We start from the raw sequence: 15,907 nt of genomic DNA, 5'->3' as shown, positions 1-15,907 counted from the left end.
ACACCCCTAAGGCACCACAAAATGTGTAAAACCCGTTTAAATTTCATTTTTTGGGGATGTTCCATAAAAAATTTGAATGCACCATGCCCCCCCCCTTTTTTTAAGCACCCACAAACGCACCTTGGGCATATAAAATTCGTTTTATTAGCAATTTATATGCCTGAAATCGATTTTCATAGTCATTTTTCAGCTAATTTTGGATTTTTTCTCCATTTTTCGGCCTTCAAACAATCGCTTTTTCTCTTCAAAATTTATACAAATTTGTTCGTAATGAGTCTTTAAACAACAAAAAGCTTATATTTAGAAGCAAGGAGTTTCAAATGAGTCAATTGAGCACACTTTCCCTCGCAAAAACCCTCGCGGCTTTTTTAATCTTCGCAAGCGCTTGTTCGGCGTGGGCCGAACCGCTGTTCATCGGCTATTACCCCGACTGGGGCAAGTGGCACAAGCCCGCCTACACCGTCGATAAAGTCCCGTACGAAAAGCTGACTCACGTGCTGTGGAGCTTTATCACTCCGGATACCGACGGAAGCTTGCGTGGCGATGCCGCAGACGACCCGACCGCCCTCGACGAAATGGTCGCACTCGGGCATGCCGCAGGAACAAAGGTCATCGTCTCGCTCGGCGGTGGCGGACAGAGCGAGAACTTCGTGCCCGTCGCATCGGACGACGCACTCCGCCAAAAGTTTATCGCGAACCTCGTGCAGTTCGTTGCCGACCACAACCTGGACGGCCTCGACATGGACTGGGAATGGGAATACAATCCCGTGCCCGACGCCGACACCATCGCCTACAACAAGTTGCTCACGGAGCTCCGCGCAGCACTTCCCGAGGGCAAGACCCTCTCGGCAGCGCTCCCCTGCTCGCAATACTACGGCAAATTCTTCACGCCCGAAGTCCTCGTCGAAAACCAGGACTGGTTCGGGTTCATGACCTACGACATCACCGGCGACTGGGACGACAAAGCCATGTTCGATTCGCCGCTCTACCCGCACAACGGCTACACCACCTGGTCGTGGGAACAGACCCGCGACTACTGGAAAAAGCGCGGCGTTCCCACCGAAAAGATGGTCTTCGGCATTCCTTCCTTCGGGTTTGAATTCAAGGGAGCGACGGGCCCCGGCACCGACTTTACCAAGGGAACCGCGAAGCAGGTCCCGTACAAGGACATTGTCGCGAATCCCGAATGGGAATTCTTTTTCGACAGCGTCTCCGTGTCACCTTACGGCGTATCTTCGACCGGCTACGTGACCTTCGAAGACCCGCATTCCTCCGCCGTCAAGAGCCGCTGGGTCAAGGATAACGGCTACGCGGGCATCATGGTATGGGAAGTCTCGCACGACTACATCGAAGGTACAGGCAACCCAATCCTCGACAGCATCGCGGTAGTTTTGCGCGACGGTTCCACCGACGCAATTCCATACGCCCGCAAGGTCCGCGCCACATCACAACCCCGGGCGCAAGGCACCTCAGGCAAGCAGGTAGACGCCCTCGGCAAAAGCGTGAAAGGCAAACCGAAGTTTATCCGTATTTTCGAACCTTAAAAGATTCATTTTTTACTTGACTTAAGCCATTCTACACGATAGATTTAGAGTAACGGGTATTCCCCGACAGGAGTGTGTATGGAAAAGAATTGGATAATCGTTGGTGGCGCGATTGCATTTTTGGCAACAGCATCATTCGCGGCGGATCGCTCCGTCGCGCTCAACAAAGAAATCGAGACGCTCGAGCCCATGAAGGGAATCGTGTTCTGGCCCGACCAGGCAAAAGACCAGAAGGACCTTCAAAAATCCATTTCGCTCGAATTCTCGTACTGCCTCCCCTGCGCCGTGGTGAAGGGCAAGACCGACGACAAGATTGACTACGACTGGAGCAGCTTCGAGAAAATGCTCGACGATATTGCGAGCCGCGGGCACCAGGCCATCGTGCGGTTCCGCATCGAGTACCCGAGCGCAATCATCGAAAACGCATCGGGCTGCACCGAGAATGTGAAGGGCGCCACCGCAGTCCCCAACTACATCAAGGCGAACAAGTCCTACACCGAAACGTATTCCGAAGACCCGGGCGGCGACGGTCCCACCTACTATGCCGACTGGAGCAACAAGGAACTCCTGTGGTTCTACAAGCAGTTCTACACCGACTTTGCCGCGAAATACGACACCGACCCGCGCATCGCATTCGTGCAGGCGGGTTTCGGGCACTGGGGCGAATATCATATCTACGGCACCAAGCTAAACTTTGGGGTCAACTTCGCCACCAAGGATTACCAAGCCGAATTCCTGACGCATCTTGATAGTTTGTTCGAAGAGACCCCGTGGAGCATCTCCATCGATGCGGCAGACAACAACTACACGCCCGTCGCAGGCAACAAGACCTTGCTCGGGCTCAATTTCGGGCTGTTCGACGATTCCTTCATGCACAAGGAACACGACATTTCGCAGGGCAATGGCGACAACGAGCGTAACTGGCGCGACCTGGGCACAGACCGCTGGAAAACCGCTCCCGGCGGAGGCGAAGTCAGCTACTACACCGAAAAGGACCAGCGCGAGTTCCTGAACCCGGCAGGCCTTTACGGCGTCACCTGGGAAGATGCCGCAAGCAAGTACCACATGACGTACGTAATCGGGAACGATGCGCCCGAAGGCAGTTACGCCACCAAGGAACGCGTGTACGAGGCCAGTTCCTATGCGGGCTACAAGTTCGAAGTCACGGGCTATGCGGTCAACAAAGTTTCGGCCGCCGTGCGCGTAAAGAACATCGGCATCGCACCGCTGTACCACAACGCCTACGTGACCGTGAACGGCGTGCGCAGCGAGAAATCGCTCAAGGGCCTCCTCCCCGGCGAAGAAGCGACCTTCACCGTCGCGGGCCTCACAATCGGTGACAGCGAAACGCCCGAACTCACCATCACCGGCGACAAGCTTTTGAAAGGCGCGACCATCCCCTACAAGGCAAGCCTCAGCGCCAGCGCCGAAGTCATCGCAGGGTTGCTTGACGAAGGCGGAACCACTGCTATCGCAGACAGGCGCATTCTAAACAGCGGCAGTATCGGCAATGTTCGTGCCAGCAAAATGACCGATCTCAAGGGCCGCAATGTTCCGGGAAAAGCCGCACACGGAGCGTATTACCCCGTTACAAAGCGCTAGTTCTTCGTGATTTGCCAGTGACCACCTTTATCAGGGCCTATCCGACGGATAAGCCCTTTTTGTTGCAGTTTCTTTATGTTCTCTTTCGTTTTTCTAAGCGAAATTCCTAGAATCTTTGCAAGACCAATTGCCGTAATAAAAGGATTTTTCTCCATTTCTCTTATTATTATAGCCTGATTTTCAGTGACCTTTTCAGTGACCCTTTCAGTGACCTTTTCAGGCCACTTATCAGAAGCATCCAATTGAGGAATTCTGAATTCCAGCATCACATCGCAAGGATGCACCGTATATTCCGTCTTTACGCCATAATCGGCACAAAGTTTGCACATATTCTCGATTCCGCGACCCCAGGCCTCCACATAGCCAGCCCTAAAGAACGCATTCGCAATTTTAGGATTGTATTGTTCTGAACGGTGTCGCTGCATAAGCGTTTCAGCAGTCCAATTTGCAGGAAAAACACAATCATTGCTGATTAGTACGAGATCTTCATGTATTCTTATTTGGATTTGCACCCCAGAATCGTAATTAGAATGCATCAACGCGTTGAATACCGCTTCGCGCATGGCATCCTTAGGAATCGGATAACGCTCCACACGAATCAGGCCATCATAACTGATACGAGCCTTAAAATACTTAAGATAGATGAGTTCAACAACCCTGTCCGCCTGAATAAACAAGGAACCGTAAATTTCATCCTGATACTGCAGATCAGGGCCATCGCCAAAGAAACCAATTTTTACATAGGCACCGCCAAACCATCTTTCCGGTTTGCGATGAAAAAGCAGAACCGCAGCCCGAGTCAATTTTCCATTCTCGGTCAAATTCAAATTGTCGAGCAGTTCTTCATTCGTCATCGCCAAATCCTGCGCAGTCATTCTGCCGGATTTCTTTGCCTCACGACGGAATATATCAAAGCTTTCCTTATCCAAATCCTTGAATTCAACACCATCAACCGGCATAGCATCCCATTTTGTCCTGGTTCTGTCCAACAAAAAATGCGTAAGAGCAGGCCCCTGCAAAAGCTGCTTCGTACTTCCGCTTCTATAGTGATACTCTCCCCTGTAATTTACAGGCTCAGAACTGGCAGGAACCGATATTTCAATGTATTCCTTTGAATCTGCAGAAAGTAAATTCACATCAACAAGCATGCCCAACGATTCCCTAATCTTGTTCGGGACATCTTCCATGAGCCTTTTGGCATTCTGCACACCGCATACTTGCCCATCGTCGCTGACGCCGATATACAGCTTGCCACCCTGCGCATTGGCAAAGCCGCAAATCCACTTGAGATATTCGTCCCACCACGACGACTTGTATTCGATATTTTGGTTCTCTGGCATAGAATCTCCTAAAAAAGAAAAACATTTGATAATCATCAAATGCCTTTCGGAGCCTACACTATTAGGAACCGCAACTGAAATGTAGATTATGTACTAGAATTGGCAAGGGGCGTAAGAAAATTTTACAAGCTACTAACACTACCCTTGTCGGGACCAACTTTTACTCCGCTAACTCTAGCAATCTTTTGAACGCGAGTCTAAACCACATGATATTGAACTCGGCTTTTACATCAGTCGCCCAGTGGTTATAATAGCGCCACTGGCTGAATATTGCGTTTCCCAAGGCTCGATAGTCATCACACGTCGCGATAAATTCCTCGGCTAATCTATTGTCATTGGCCGAAACATCGCGACCAGCGCTCCTATTGAAGCTTTCAAAAACATCCATTTCAAAGCCCAGATTTCGGCAGTCTTCGGCAAATCGTTCACTTTCGATAAAATCGTAAACCTTTGCACGGGTTTCATCCGCATCAATTTCATCCAACAAAGCACCCCATTGTTCGACGAAAGTTTCAACATCGGTCGTAACATCAAGCCAATCATAGGAAGGCGCATTCGTTCGATAGAAAATATTCAGAACCCGATTATGAAATGTTTCAACCGCCTTCGATTCCTCCGATCCCCCATAAATCATTCCCCTAAAATGTTTGCTCAAGAATTTATAGTGCGAAAAGCCGCCATCGCAAACAAAATCATCAATTTTTGAAGGCAATGTGGAAATACGTTCCCAGTTTTCATCTATCAGTTTCTTGACAGCATCGGCAGTTTCTTTGTATTTCCCTGCATAAAAATACACCTGAGTGCAGGGATCTTGCCCGTCCTGCAGCAAATTCAGGCAACCGCAGCCTTCCGGCACAGCATTCTTAATATAGACTCGCCCGTCGCTATAGAGCAGAACACCCATATCAATTGTCTCGGGAGTATAGAAACCCGCATCTGAATGGCTTTCGAAAATGGTTCGCCCACGAGATTTCTTGAATTGAAGTGCATCTCCAAGCCCATAGCCAATTGCAATTTCGATTTTTTCTTCAAAGGAGCAACCTTCAAAGAAGGCTATATAACGAGCGACATCCGGTTCATAGCCATAAGGTTCCCACTTGCTGATATGTGCAGCCACAAACGACAAGAAATCCTTCGCTGAATCCGAAGCGCGTTCACTCGCTAACTGCTCCGCCATCCAGGCGCGTCCCTTGAACGAATCCCTATACGGATCCTGCTGTTCGCCATGATAATAGCGGCAGTATTTCAAGTCCCTATTTTCATTATCTGTCTGCATAGGAGCCTCCTTTCTAGAGTCACCTATAAATATAGATTCAAACAGACGTCAGAAAGTGACAAAATCTTTCACCGCATCAGTCTGTTCCAAAGGGCGTCTTCAAGATCGCGCCTTGAATCGACAACGGCAAGAACGACAATCTGTTCAGCCTGCTTACGATAAAAGACTCTCCATGGATTGATGGTGAGTTCCCGATATCCGCCTATCTGCAAATCTTCAAGTTCTATGGGAATCTTACCCAAGTCGGGAAACTTTTCCAAAAGCAGACATTCCTTCTTTATTTTGGCGAATGCCTCGTGTGCGTTTTGCATACTGTTTTGGGCAATGAACAATACTATCGATTTCAGGTCGAGCGCCGCTGATTCCGACCAGACCACTTGAAACTTTTTACTTGGCATTCAGTTCGCGCTCCAGAGAATCAAACAGGTCTTTTTGGCGAATAACTTTGCCACGCGAGATTTCGCTTTCACTCTGTGCGAACAGTTTGAAAAGCTTTAACCCATCCTGCATTTTCTGGTACGTATCCACATCAAGAATGACTCCACGAGCTTCGCCATTTTGCGTCACCACATAGGGGACATGCGATTCACACACATGGTCCAAAACTTGGGCCGCATTCGCCTTGATGTAGGAAATCGGTTTGATATTCTTGATGTTTGCCATCTTTCACTCAATTAGACTGAATTTAATACCAAATATAGTCCGATTATTGGTACCTGTCAACATTAAAAACTTCCGTAAAGTTTATTTTTTTCGAAAGCTACAGTTCTTCCCTACTTTTTTTGTAGATTTAAATTTATCATCCCTTTTCACGGAGACTATATGAACGAAACAATCAAGACTTTGCTCAACCGCAGAAGCATCCGCAAATTCAAATCCGACGCCGTGAGCAAGGAGCTTATCGCACAAGTTGCCGAAGCGGGGATCTACGCCGCAAGCGGCATGGGCAAGCAGGCCGCCACCGTGGTCGCCATCACGAACAAGGAACTGCGCGACCGCATCTCCGAAATGAACCGTAAGATCGGCGGCTGGGACGAGGGTTTCGACCCGTTCTACGGCGCACCCGTGATTCTGCTCGTCCTTGCGAAAAAAGAAATTCCGACCTACCTGTACGACGGTTCGCTTGCCATGGGCAACCTGATGAACGCCGCCTACAGTCTCGGCCTCGGCAGCATCTGGATCCACCGCGCCATGGAAGAAGTCGAAAGCGACGAGGGCAAGGAAATTCTCAAGTCGCTCGGCCTGAATGCCGACGAATGGGTTGGCATAGCCCACTGCGCCCTGGGTTACCCGGACTGCGAACAGCCCACGGCGCACCCCCGCAAAGACGGCCGAATTATCTGGGCAGAATAATTTCCGGGCCAAAAATTTCTATCTTTGCCCGCACTATGGAAACTCGTTACAATTCTAAAGATGTGGAAGCCCGATGGCATAAGACCTGGGCTGAGAATAACAGTTTTGCACCCAGCGGAAAGGGCGAACCGTTCTCGGTCGTGATTCCGCCCCCGAACGTTACCGGCGCGCTCCATCTGGGACACGCGCTCAACGATACGCTCCAGGACATTTTGGTACGCTACCGCCGTAAGACGGGCCGCGACACGCTGTGGATTCCGGGTACGGACCACGCGGGTATCGCCACGCAGGCAGTCGTCGAAAAGCGCCTTTTCCAGGACGAACACAAGACCCGCCACGACATCGGCCGCGATGCGCTGGTGGAACGCATCTGGAAGTGGAAAGACGAATACGAAGCCCGCATCACCAAACAGCTCAAGAGCCTGGGCGTCAGCTGCGACTGGAGCCGTCAGCGCTTCACGCTGGACCCGGTCTGCGCGAAGGCCGTGCGCCACGCCTTCTTCAACCTGTTCAAGAAGGGCCTCATTTACCGCGGCAAGCGCCTAGTGAACTGGGATACCAAGCTCCAGACCGCCGTTGCCGACGACGAAATCTACTACGAACACGTGAAAGGCCACTTCTGGACGTTCAAGTACCCCCTGGCCGACGGTTCGGGATTTATCCCCGTCTCGACGACCCGCCCAGAAACCATCATGGGCGATACCGCCCTCGCCGTGCACCCCAACGACGAACGCTACGCGCAGTTCATCGGCAAGATGCTCAAGGTGCCCTTCGTTGACCGCGAAATTCCGGTGATTGCCGATGCTATCTTGGTGGACAAGGACTTCGGTACGGGTTCCGTGAAGGTGACGCCCGCACACGACCCGAACGACTATGCGACGGGTCTGCGCCACAAGCTCCCGATGATCAACATCATGAACGATGACGGCAGCCTGAACGAGAACGCCGGCAAGTTCCAGGGTCTCAAGGGCCAGGCCGCCCGCGACGCCGTGGTGGCAGGTCTCGAAGAACTCGGACTCCTCATCAAGGTGGAAGACCACGAAATGGACGTGGGCCACTCCGACCGCAGTAAGACTGTGATTGAGCCGTACCTCAGCGACCAATGGTTCGTGAAGATGGACGTGCTCGCCGAAAACGCGATGAACGCCGTAAAATCCGGTGAGATCAAGATTATCCCGGAACGCTACGCCAACAAGTATCTGGACTGGCTCGCCGAAAAGCGCGACTGGTGCATCAGCCGTCAGCTCTGGTGGGGCCACCGCATTCCTATCTGGCACACCGACGCTAGCGAAGACGAACTGAAGGCCGCATTCGCGGGCCGCGACGACATCTACTTCTACAAGGCCGAAAACGGCGGCTACCTGGTGTGTAGCCAGGAAGAAGACCTGAAGTCCGACGCCGTTCCGGGTCACGAACTCAAGCAGGAAGAAGACGTGCTCGACACGTGGTTCTCCAGTGGCTTGTGGCCGCACTCCACGATGGGCTGGCCGGAAAACACCGACACGCTCAAGCGCTACTACCCCACCAGCGTGCTCGTGACGAGCCGCGACATCATTACGCTGTGGGTCGCCCGCATGGTGCTCTTCAGCCAGGAAAACATGGGCACGGTCCCGTTCCACACGGTGTACATCCACCCGAAGATTCTGGACGGCAATGGCCAGACCATGAGCAAGTCCAAGGGCAACGGCGTGGACCCGATGGATATCGAAGAGAAGTACGGTACCGACGCTCTGCGCTTTGTGATGGCAAGCCTTTGCACCGACAACCAGGACGTGCGCCTGCCGGTGAAGAAGGAAAAGCAGCCGGATGGCCGCGAAATCAACACCAGCGAAAAGTTCGAAATCGGTCGTAACTTCAGCAACAAGCTGTGGAACGCCTGCCGCTTCCTTTACCCGCAGCTCGAACAGGCCGGCGCACTTGCCGCCGAACTTCCGATGGACAAGAACTTGTTCGCCCTGGAAGACAAGTGGATTCTCTCCCGCCTGCAGACGACCATCAAGGACGCCACCCGCATGCTCGAAGAATACCACTTCGCCGAACTCGCCGGGTTCCTGTACCGCTTCGTGTGGGACGACGTCTGCTCCAGCTACTTGGAAATCAAGAAGGCCGTGATCAACAGCGAAACACTCACCGCCGAGAAGAAGAACGCCATGGCCATCCTCAGCTACGTGCTGAAGAACGTGCTCGACTTGCTCCACCCGGTGATGCCGTTCATTACCGAAGAACTCAACAGCATTCTGTTCCAGGGCAGCGAAATGGTGATCAGCCGCGCATGGCCCAAGGCCGACGAATCTCTCATTGACGCAAAGATCGAAGCCGCATTCGACCAGGCATTCGCCGTGGTGGAAAGCGTGCGTGGCGTGCGTGGCCGCTACAACGTGAGCCCCGCCACCAAGCTGAACGCCGTGGTAAGCGTCGACGATGCTGCAACGGAAGCCAGCGTCAAAGACTGCATGGCTATCATCACCGAGCTTTCGGGTCTTTCTGACCTGAGCGTCGCCGTGAAGGCAGCCAAGCCGAAGTTCAGCGCCAGCGCCGTGGTGCCCGGTGGCGAACTCTACATCCCGCTGGAAGGTATCCTCGACCCGGCTGCAGAAATCGCCCGCCTCGAAAAAGAAATCGAGAAGGCCAAGGCATTCGCCGCTTCGATTGAGAAAAAGCTTTCTAACCAAAAGTTTGTCTCAGGAGCACCAGAGACCGTTGTCAATGCTGAACGAGTAAAGTTGGCTACACAACAAGATATCATCGCCAAAAACGAAGCAGCGTTGAAGGAACTGAAGTAATTCGGCGACAAACCAACAAAATAAAAACAGGTGCTCCAAGCGGGCACCTGTTTTTTTTCAGGGATTTCTTGACAATTTGTGCAAACCAATCGATATTTAATAGGACCACAAAAAACGAGGCAAATATGGACGAAAAGGAAATTCTCGAACTGAAGAAAAGGATCGCAGCCAGCGCCCCCAGGCCCCACCCCAAGAAGGGCGAACCAGGCTACGACGAATTCATGAGGAGCATCTTCAAGTCCGCCGCATCAAATATGCTGCGAGACGAGCTGGAAAACGGCAGCATCCGATGACTCAAATCACTCGTTTTTGACAAGCTCGAAAACGGCTCTCTTTTTTTACTATTTTCTAGAGATGGATTAAAAGGAGAAAAGAGTATGGATTTCACCAAATTTCTGTTTGCGGGCGCATTTTGCGCATGCGCCTTAGCCACAAGCTTACAGGCGGCGGAATGCAGCTACGAGCCCCCCGTCAGGGAATCAGGAAGCTCCGGAGCTTATTTTGAATACCCAGCAGTATCTCTCTATCTATTCGAGGGCAGCTACCTGGACCTCTCCAAGATGGATAAACGCGAGCCCGCCGTAAAGAACACCTCCGGCACCGACACGGTATGGATGTACAGATCCGAGCTGGACTCCACCATGATCGTAATCGCCTCCGAGAAGGTGGTCAAGGTGGCGCGCGTCGCCTATTCCGACAACCAAGACGACTTCGTCGATTCGCTTTTCAGCGTGCATCACGACGCCGTATTCAAAGACGAGTTCGCACGGTTGCAAAAGGCGGGCGTTTTCAAGGGCACGGCGGAACAGGCGGATTCCCTGGTGAACCATGTTTTTGAACTCTGCGGTAGATACTATTGGAAGGAAGGGGGCTACTCCGGCTGCGAATTCAATCCGCCAGAATTAAGACGGAGAAACGGCGGTAAAGATATCGACAAGGCTGATGTACCGCTAGCAAGCTCGGCTGTGGCCGGAATACACGCCTTCCTCCTCGATACGCTGAACTTCTGCCCGGATTACAGGTTCGCACCCGACACGAACACAACCGCAATCTTCCCGAAATTTTTACAAGCGAACGCCAGCTTCACAAAACTTGGCCAGAACCGCTACCAAATTGCAGGCGCCAAGCCTAACGCCCCGTACAAGGCATTCAGCCTGAACGGTCAACTGATAGAAAGCGGCATCTTGAACGGCGGCGTGTTTACAGCAAAAAAATTGCCCGTCATCCTGATGCTGAACGACGGGCGAAGCTTTTACTTGAAAGACTAGCCGAGTTACAAGCTTACAAACTTGCGCATGCTCATAACAGTCGCCAATATGGTCAGCAAGACCGAGATGGCAAGAGTCGTTACGGGAACGAAAAGTCCGCTCAAAAAGGATTCATGGCCAAGCTGAACCAAAAGAAGGATCGGCACGACCATAAAAAGCGACATGTGGGCCGCGGCGCGCACCGTCTTTACGCGAAGCGAAAGCATCAGCGAAAATGACGTCGTAAGCAGCACTGCCGAAAGTGCCCCGAGAATGGAGGCGAGGGCCGAAACCGTAGAAATTTCGGGATGCGTGCCCCAGTAAATAACTTGAGCCAGAAGGGCGAACACCACAGGGAATGGCACTATCGCCAAGAGTTTCCCCCAAAAGAGTCGCGTCGGGGCAATAGGCGAGAGCTGCAACAGTTCAAGCGAATTGCGCTCGCGCTCGCCCGCAAACGAATCTCCGGCCAACGGCGAACCCATGGGCGCCATGAGGCAACCGAGCAGGAGCATCATGTAGCCTTCCATGCCTTCCATAATCTGCCCGCCGTACCGCGACACGGCAATGCCCTGGCTAGCCGCCAGAATCACAGGCGGAATGACGAAGGGTATCCAAAATTTGGGATCCCTAAAGATAAGGCGAAGTTCGTGTTTAAAGACGTGAAGCATAAGTTCGTTCCAATAAAATTTAGCATTTTTTGAGTTTACGCACGCACAAGAAAAGACGCCCCCGTCAAAGGAGCGTCGGTATTTGGGTTAGGAAAGGCGACTAGCGAACAATCACGCATCGAGTTTCGTGGCCGACCCGCAGAAGGTATGTTCCTGCGCGCGGAACCGAGAGGGTCAGAGTTTCCGCGTTTGCGACAGCCTTGGCTACGATTTTTCCTTGCGCATCAAGGAGATAGGCCGTATGCGCCACTCCGTGGACTGACACCAGTCGACCTTCGACAGACACCTGGAGACGCTGACCGAAATTAGCCGGAGACAACACCATGCTGGACTCGGAGGAGTCGCTAGAATTCGGAGATTCCACAGAACTGCTGGATTCGTCGACAACAGTCCCCTGAGACGAACTGGACGTTTCGACGGGCTCGTTGACCTTGCTACTGCTGGACATTGCAGAGGAACTTGATGCAGGAGCCTCGCCATTCGCGGACGTCACGGTAATGGTCCCGCTCTTTGAGGCATTCGTCGTAGCACCCGTCGTGGTGACGGTGAACTTGTACGCACCTGCCGCCGCCGTTGCGGAAACCGTTCCCGAAATGTAGAAGTCAGAACCCTTGAGCGTACCCGTCACGCCATCCGGAAGACCCGTCACCGTGGCACCCGTAGCACCCGCAACGGTAAAGTAGAATTCCGCAATCGATTCGCCTGCGGCAACCGTCTGCGTCGTGCTGCCCGAGCCATGCTTGGTGAGAGTCGCCGTTCCCGAAACAACCTGTCCTTGCGACGAACTGGACTTGGCAACGCTGCTGCTGGACTTCACGGAACTACTACTGGATCCTATCGCTCCGCTCCAGGATGACGATGAGGATACGACATTACTGCTGCTTGATTTTGCCGAGCTCGAACTTGCCGGAGTCACCGTACCCGAAGCACCCGGATCCGGGAGAGTCGCACCTGCATACAACTTAATGGAATCGCGCAGGGCATAGGCCTTTGCCTGCGTACTCACGTCGGTGAGGCTCATGGAATAGCTCGGCTTGAACGCCGTGCCCGTACCGGCCTGCGTTTTCTTCACGTTTTCTTCGTAATTTTCGATCATCTGCGCCGCCGTGATAGCGCCATCGCTCGTGTACAAGTCAAGCGCTTTCTGCACGCCAATGAACACGTTCCTTTCGATGCGGATGTCCGCCTCGATGGCTGCACGCACGCAGTAGCTCGCGTCCTTGCTGTCGAAAAGGTTGTTCGCCACATGCACCTTGCCAAAGCGCACACGCGGCATGCGTTCCACCACGCCGTCCGCCCACCACGTATGGTGAATCGTCACGTTCAGGTGTCCGCGGTCGCTCGTCTTTGTCTTGCTGTTGCCAATCAGGTTGCTGAACTGGTGGCCGGTCGATGCCGAGGTATAGCTGAACTTGGTCCACGAAATCGTCACGTAGTCCGAGGCGTTGGTGATGTCCAGATTGCCGTCGTGACCGTCGTAAACATCCACGTGGTCAATCCACACGTTCTTCGACTCGTGATTCACCTGCAGGCAATCCTCGTCATCATCGTCGTGCGCGCCGGCGCCCTTAAATTTCAGGTTGCGGATGATGACGTTCTTCGAGCCGCTCAGCTTCATGGCGCTACCCGAGCTGGGCTGCGCGATAATGGCGCCCTGGTAACCGTAAATCGTCACGTTGCTACCGACTTCCACCGGACCCATGTATGTACCCGGCTTCACGTAAATAATCTTGTTGCCCGCCTTGGCGTAGCTCTTAAGGTCACTCACGTTGTCCACCGTGACCTCGGAATAACCCTTGCCGCCCGTGGTGCCGCCATTCTGCGTGGCAAATCCCGCCATCGGGAAGTCCGGCGAAGTGACCGCGAACGCAGAAGTCGCCGTACCGACAACCGTTGCCCCGCACACAAGCAGCGCCGAGAGCGACATTTTCAACGAATTACAACCCATAACATCCATCCTTTTTTGAGTCACAGGCAACCCGCCCGCATTGTTCTCAAAATTTTTCTCAAAATTTATATTCAAAAACGAGAAAAGTCAATAGGAAATTTTATCATTTCGCCGTAATTCCACCCGCAATCAACCACAAAATAAACAAAAATGGCGAAAATTGCAAAAATTCGCCATTTCTAAAATGTTCTCAAAATTTTATTTTACATTCATTTCTAAATAAAAAAGAGCAACACAGCCAGTCATCGCCCAAATCAGCAATAAAAAATGAGCCCCCGCTTTCGCAGGGGCAATTTTTCATTACGCGTCACAGCAAGTCGGTTTACCGTCTACTAACGCAATAAAGCTCCGCCTTACTGTCTCGTAAGAGTCTTGTACTTAATCGGCTTCGGATTGTCGGCATCTTCGCCGAGGCGCTTGCGGCGATCGGCTTCGTATTCGCTCCAGTTGCCTTCGAACCACACCACCTTCGAATCACCTTCGTAAGCGAGGATGTGGGTAGCGATGCGGTCCAGGAACCAGCGGTCATGGGAGATAATCACGGCGCAGCCTGCGAACTTGAGGATTGCCTGTTCCAGAGCCTGCAACGTTTCGATGTCCAAGTCGTTGGTCGGTTCGTCAAGGAAGAGCACATTGCCCGGTTTCTGCAGGTTCTTCGCCATGAGCACACGGTTGCGTTCACCACCCGAAAGAGCCGTCAGCTTTTTCTGCTGGGCAGCACCGGTGAAGTTGAAGAGTCCGCAGTAGGCGCGGCCATTCATCTTGCGGTCCCCCACCATAATCTCGTCGTTCCCGCCGGTGATTTCTTCCCACACGGTCTTGCTGTCATCGAGGCTGTCGCGGCCCTGTTCCATGCTGATGATTTCCACAGTTTCGCCAATCTTGAGCGTACCGCCATCGGGCTTTTCCTGGCCCATAATCATTTTGAACAACGTTGTCTTACCTGCACCGTTCGGGCCGATAATGCCCACGATGCCAGAACGCGGCAAGCTGAAGTTCAAATCGTCGAACAGCACCTTGTCGCCAAAGGCCTTCTGCAGGTGTTCCGCCTGGATAACGATATCGCCCAAGCGCTTGCCGTTCGCGATGTGAATCTGCGCCACCTTGATCTGTTCGCGAGAATCTTCGGCGAGCAAGTCTTCGTAAGCTTTAAGACGGGCCTTGCTCTTGGCCTGGCGCGCCTTCGGAGAAGCCTTCACCCATTCCTGTTCGCGAGCGAGGCGCTTCTGACGGTCAGATTCGCCCTTTTCTTCGTTCTTCATGCGTTCAAGTTTCTGGTCAAGCCACTGGGCGTAATTGCCTTCCCAAGGAATGCCGCGACCGCGGTCAATTTCCAGAATCCAGTTCGTTACGTTGTCGAGGAAGTAACGGTCATGGGTCACGAGAATCACGGAGCCCTTGTATTCGCGGAGGTGGCGTTCGAGCCAGGCAACCGTTTCGGCATCCAGGTGGTTCGTCGGTTCGTCGAGGAGCAGCAAATCCGGTTCTTCGAGGAGCAAGCGGCAGAGAGCCACGCGGCGCTTTTCACCGCCGGAGAGGTTCGTCACCGGCCAGTCGCCCGGCGGGCAGCGGAGAGCATCCATTGCAATTTCGATATTGCGGTCGAGGCTCCACAAGTCCTGAGCGTCGATGATGTCCTGAAGCTTAGCCTGTTCGTCGAGGAGCTTGTTCATCTCGTCGTCTTCCATGGGTTCGGCAAACTTCATGGAGATTTCGTTGAAACGGTCCAGAATGGCCTGTTTCTTGGCGACAGCCTGCATCACGTTTTCCTTGACGGTGAGGTTCGGGTCCAGCTGCGGTTCCTGCGGCAGGTAGCCTGCGGTGCGGTCCGGTTCAATCCAAGCTTCACCCTGGAATTCCTTGTCGATGCCCGCCATGATGCGCAACAGCGTAGACTTACCGGCACCGTTCTGGCCGATGATGCCAATCTTTGCGCCGTAGTAGAAACTGAGGGAAATGTCCTTCAGCACCTCCTTGTTAGGCGGATAGGACTTGGTCATCTTGTACATGTAGAAAACGAATTTTTCTGCTTTATTCTGTTCGGCCATATTTTAGTAGTTAGTGGTTAGTGATTAGTGGTTAGTAGGGCTTAGCCCGTTGGTGGTTAGGAAATATAAGCGCGGACCTTCGGTCCTTTGAGGTG

General features: G+C 52.7%; 13 protein-coding genes. 6 read left to right on the top strand and 7 right to left on the bottom strand.

Annotation, left to right across the window (positions count from 1 at the left end; all coding sequences use genetic code 11):
- Window positions 1–320 precede the first annotated feature (320 nt).
- Both BUA93_RS01315 and BUA93_RS01310 read left to right on the top strand, forming a co-directional pair.
- A complete protein-coding gene (locus tag BUA93_RS01315) occupies window positions 321–1,544 on the top strand; it encodes a glycoside hydrolase family 18 protein (protein WP_083597069.1) in 1,224 nt (407 codons plus the stop codon).
- A gap of 78 nt (window positions 1,545–1,622) precedes the next feature.
- Window positions 1,623–3,146, top strand: coding sequence for a hypothetical protein (locus tag BUA93_RS01310; RefSeq protein WP_072976753.1), 1,524 nt, complete (start codon window positions 1,623–1,625; stop codon window positions 3,144–3,146).
- Here BUA93_RS01310 and BUA93_RS01305 read toward each other — a convergent pair.
- From BUA93_RS01305 to BUA93_RS01290, 4 genes are all read right to left on the bottom strand, one after another.
- On the bottom strand, window positions 3,143–4,486 hold the full coding sequence (locus tag BUA93_RS01305) for an RNA-binding domain-containing protein (protein WP_072977235.1): 1,344 nt from the start codon (window positions 4,484–4,486) through the stop codon (window positions 3,143–3,145). The two genes, BUA93_RS01310 and BUA93_RS01305, sit on opposite strands and share 4 nt — an antisense overlap.
- Window positions 4,487–4,646: 160 nt before the next feature.
- The gene (locus BUA93_RS01300) at window positions 4,647–5,762 is read right to left on the bottom strand and encodes a hypothetical protein (protein WP_072976751.1); all 1,116 of its coding nucleotides are present in this window, start codon (window positions 5,760–5,762) and stop codon (window positions 4,647–4,649) included.
- 68 nt (window positions 5,763–5,830) lie between these two features.
- Complete coding sequence (locus tag BUA93_RS01295; RefSeq protein WP_072976749.1) at window positions 5,831–6,160, bottom strand: type II toxin-antitoxin system RelE/ParE family toxin; 330 nt, start codon at window positions 6,158–6,160, stop codon at window positions 5,831–5,833.
- Complete coding sequence (locus tag BUA93_RS01290) at window positions 6,150–6,425, bottom strand: type II toxin-antitoxin system Phd/YefM family antitoxin (RefSeq protein ID WP_072976747.1); 276 nt, start codon at window positions 6,423–6,425, stop codon at window positions 6,150–6,152. The genes BUA93_RS01295 and BUA93_RS01290 overlap by 11 nt, the downstream gene beginning before the upstream one ends.
- A gap of 159 nt (window positions 6,426–6,584) precedes the next feature.
- On the opposite strand from BUA93_RS01290, the gene BUA93_RS01285 reads away from it, so the two are divergent.
- The 4 genes from BUA93_RS01285 (at window position 6,585) to BUA93_RS01275 (ending at window position 11,166) form a co-directional block, all read left to right on the top strand.
- Window positions 6,585–7,115, top strand: a complete 531-nt coding sequence (locus BUA93_RS01285; RefSeq protein ID WP_072976745.1) for a nitroreductase — start codon at window positions 6,585–6,587, stop codon at window positions 7,113–7,115.
- A gap of 35 nt (window positions 7,116–7,150) precedes the next feature.
- Complete coding sequence (locus BUA93_RS01280; RefSeq protein ID WP_072976743.1) at window positions 7,151–9,898, top strand: valine--tRNA ligase; 2,748 nt, start codon at window positions 7,151–7,153, stop codon at window positions 9,896–9,898.
- A gap of 125 nt (window positions 9,899–10,023) precedes the next feature.
- Entirely contained in the window at window positions 10,024–10,191 is a 168-nt protein-coding gene (locus BUA93_RS16105) for a hypothetical protein (RefSeq protein ID WP_175547346.1), read from the top strand.
- Window positions 10,192–10,275: 84 nt separating this feature from the next.
- Window positions 10,276–11,166, top strand: coding sequence for a hypothetical protein (locus BUA93_RS01275; protein ID WP_072976742.1), 891 nt, complete (start codon window positions 10,276–10,278; stop codon window positions 11,164–11,166).
- Window positions 11,167–11,171: 5 nt separating this feature from the next.
- On the opposite strand, the gene BUA93_RS01270 is transcribed toward BUA93_RS01275, so the two are convergent.
- From BUA93_RS01270 to ettA, 3 genes are all read right to left on the bottom strand, one after another.
- Window positions 11,172–11,816: an ABC transporter permease gene (locus BUA93_RS01270; RefSeq protein WP_072976740.1), complete on the bottom strand. Its 645-nt coding sequence runs from the start codon at window positions 11,814–11,816 to the stop codon at window positions 11,172–11,174.
- Window positions 11,817–11,916: 100 nt separating this feature from the next.
- Window positions 11,917–13,764 (bottom strand): pectate lyase family protein, encoded by a 1,848-nt coding sequence (locus tag BUA93_RS01265; RefSeq protein WP_083597094.1) that lies wholly within the window; start codon window positions 13,762–13,764, stop codon window positions 11,917–11,919.
- 353 nt (window positions 13,765–14,117) lie between these two features.
- Window positions 14,118–15,812 carry an energy-dependent translational throttle protein EttA gene (ettA, locus tag BUA93_RS01260; RefSeq protein ID WP_072976737.1) on the bottom strand — a complete coding sequence of 565 codons (1,695 nt, stop codon included), beginning with the start codon at window positions 15,810–15,812 and terminating at the stop codon, window positions 14,118–14,120.
- Window positions 15,813–15,907: the final 95 nt, after the last annotated feature.

The organism is Fibrobacter sp. UWH4, assembly GCF_900142475.1.
GTDB lineage: Bacteria > Fibrobacterota > Fibrobacteria > Fibrobacterales > Fibrobacteraceae > Fibrobacter.
Note: the sequence above shows the minus strand (reverse complement) of the source record. Positions and strands in the feature narration are given on the sequence as shown.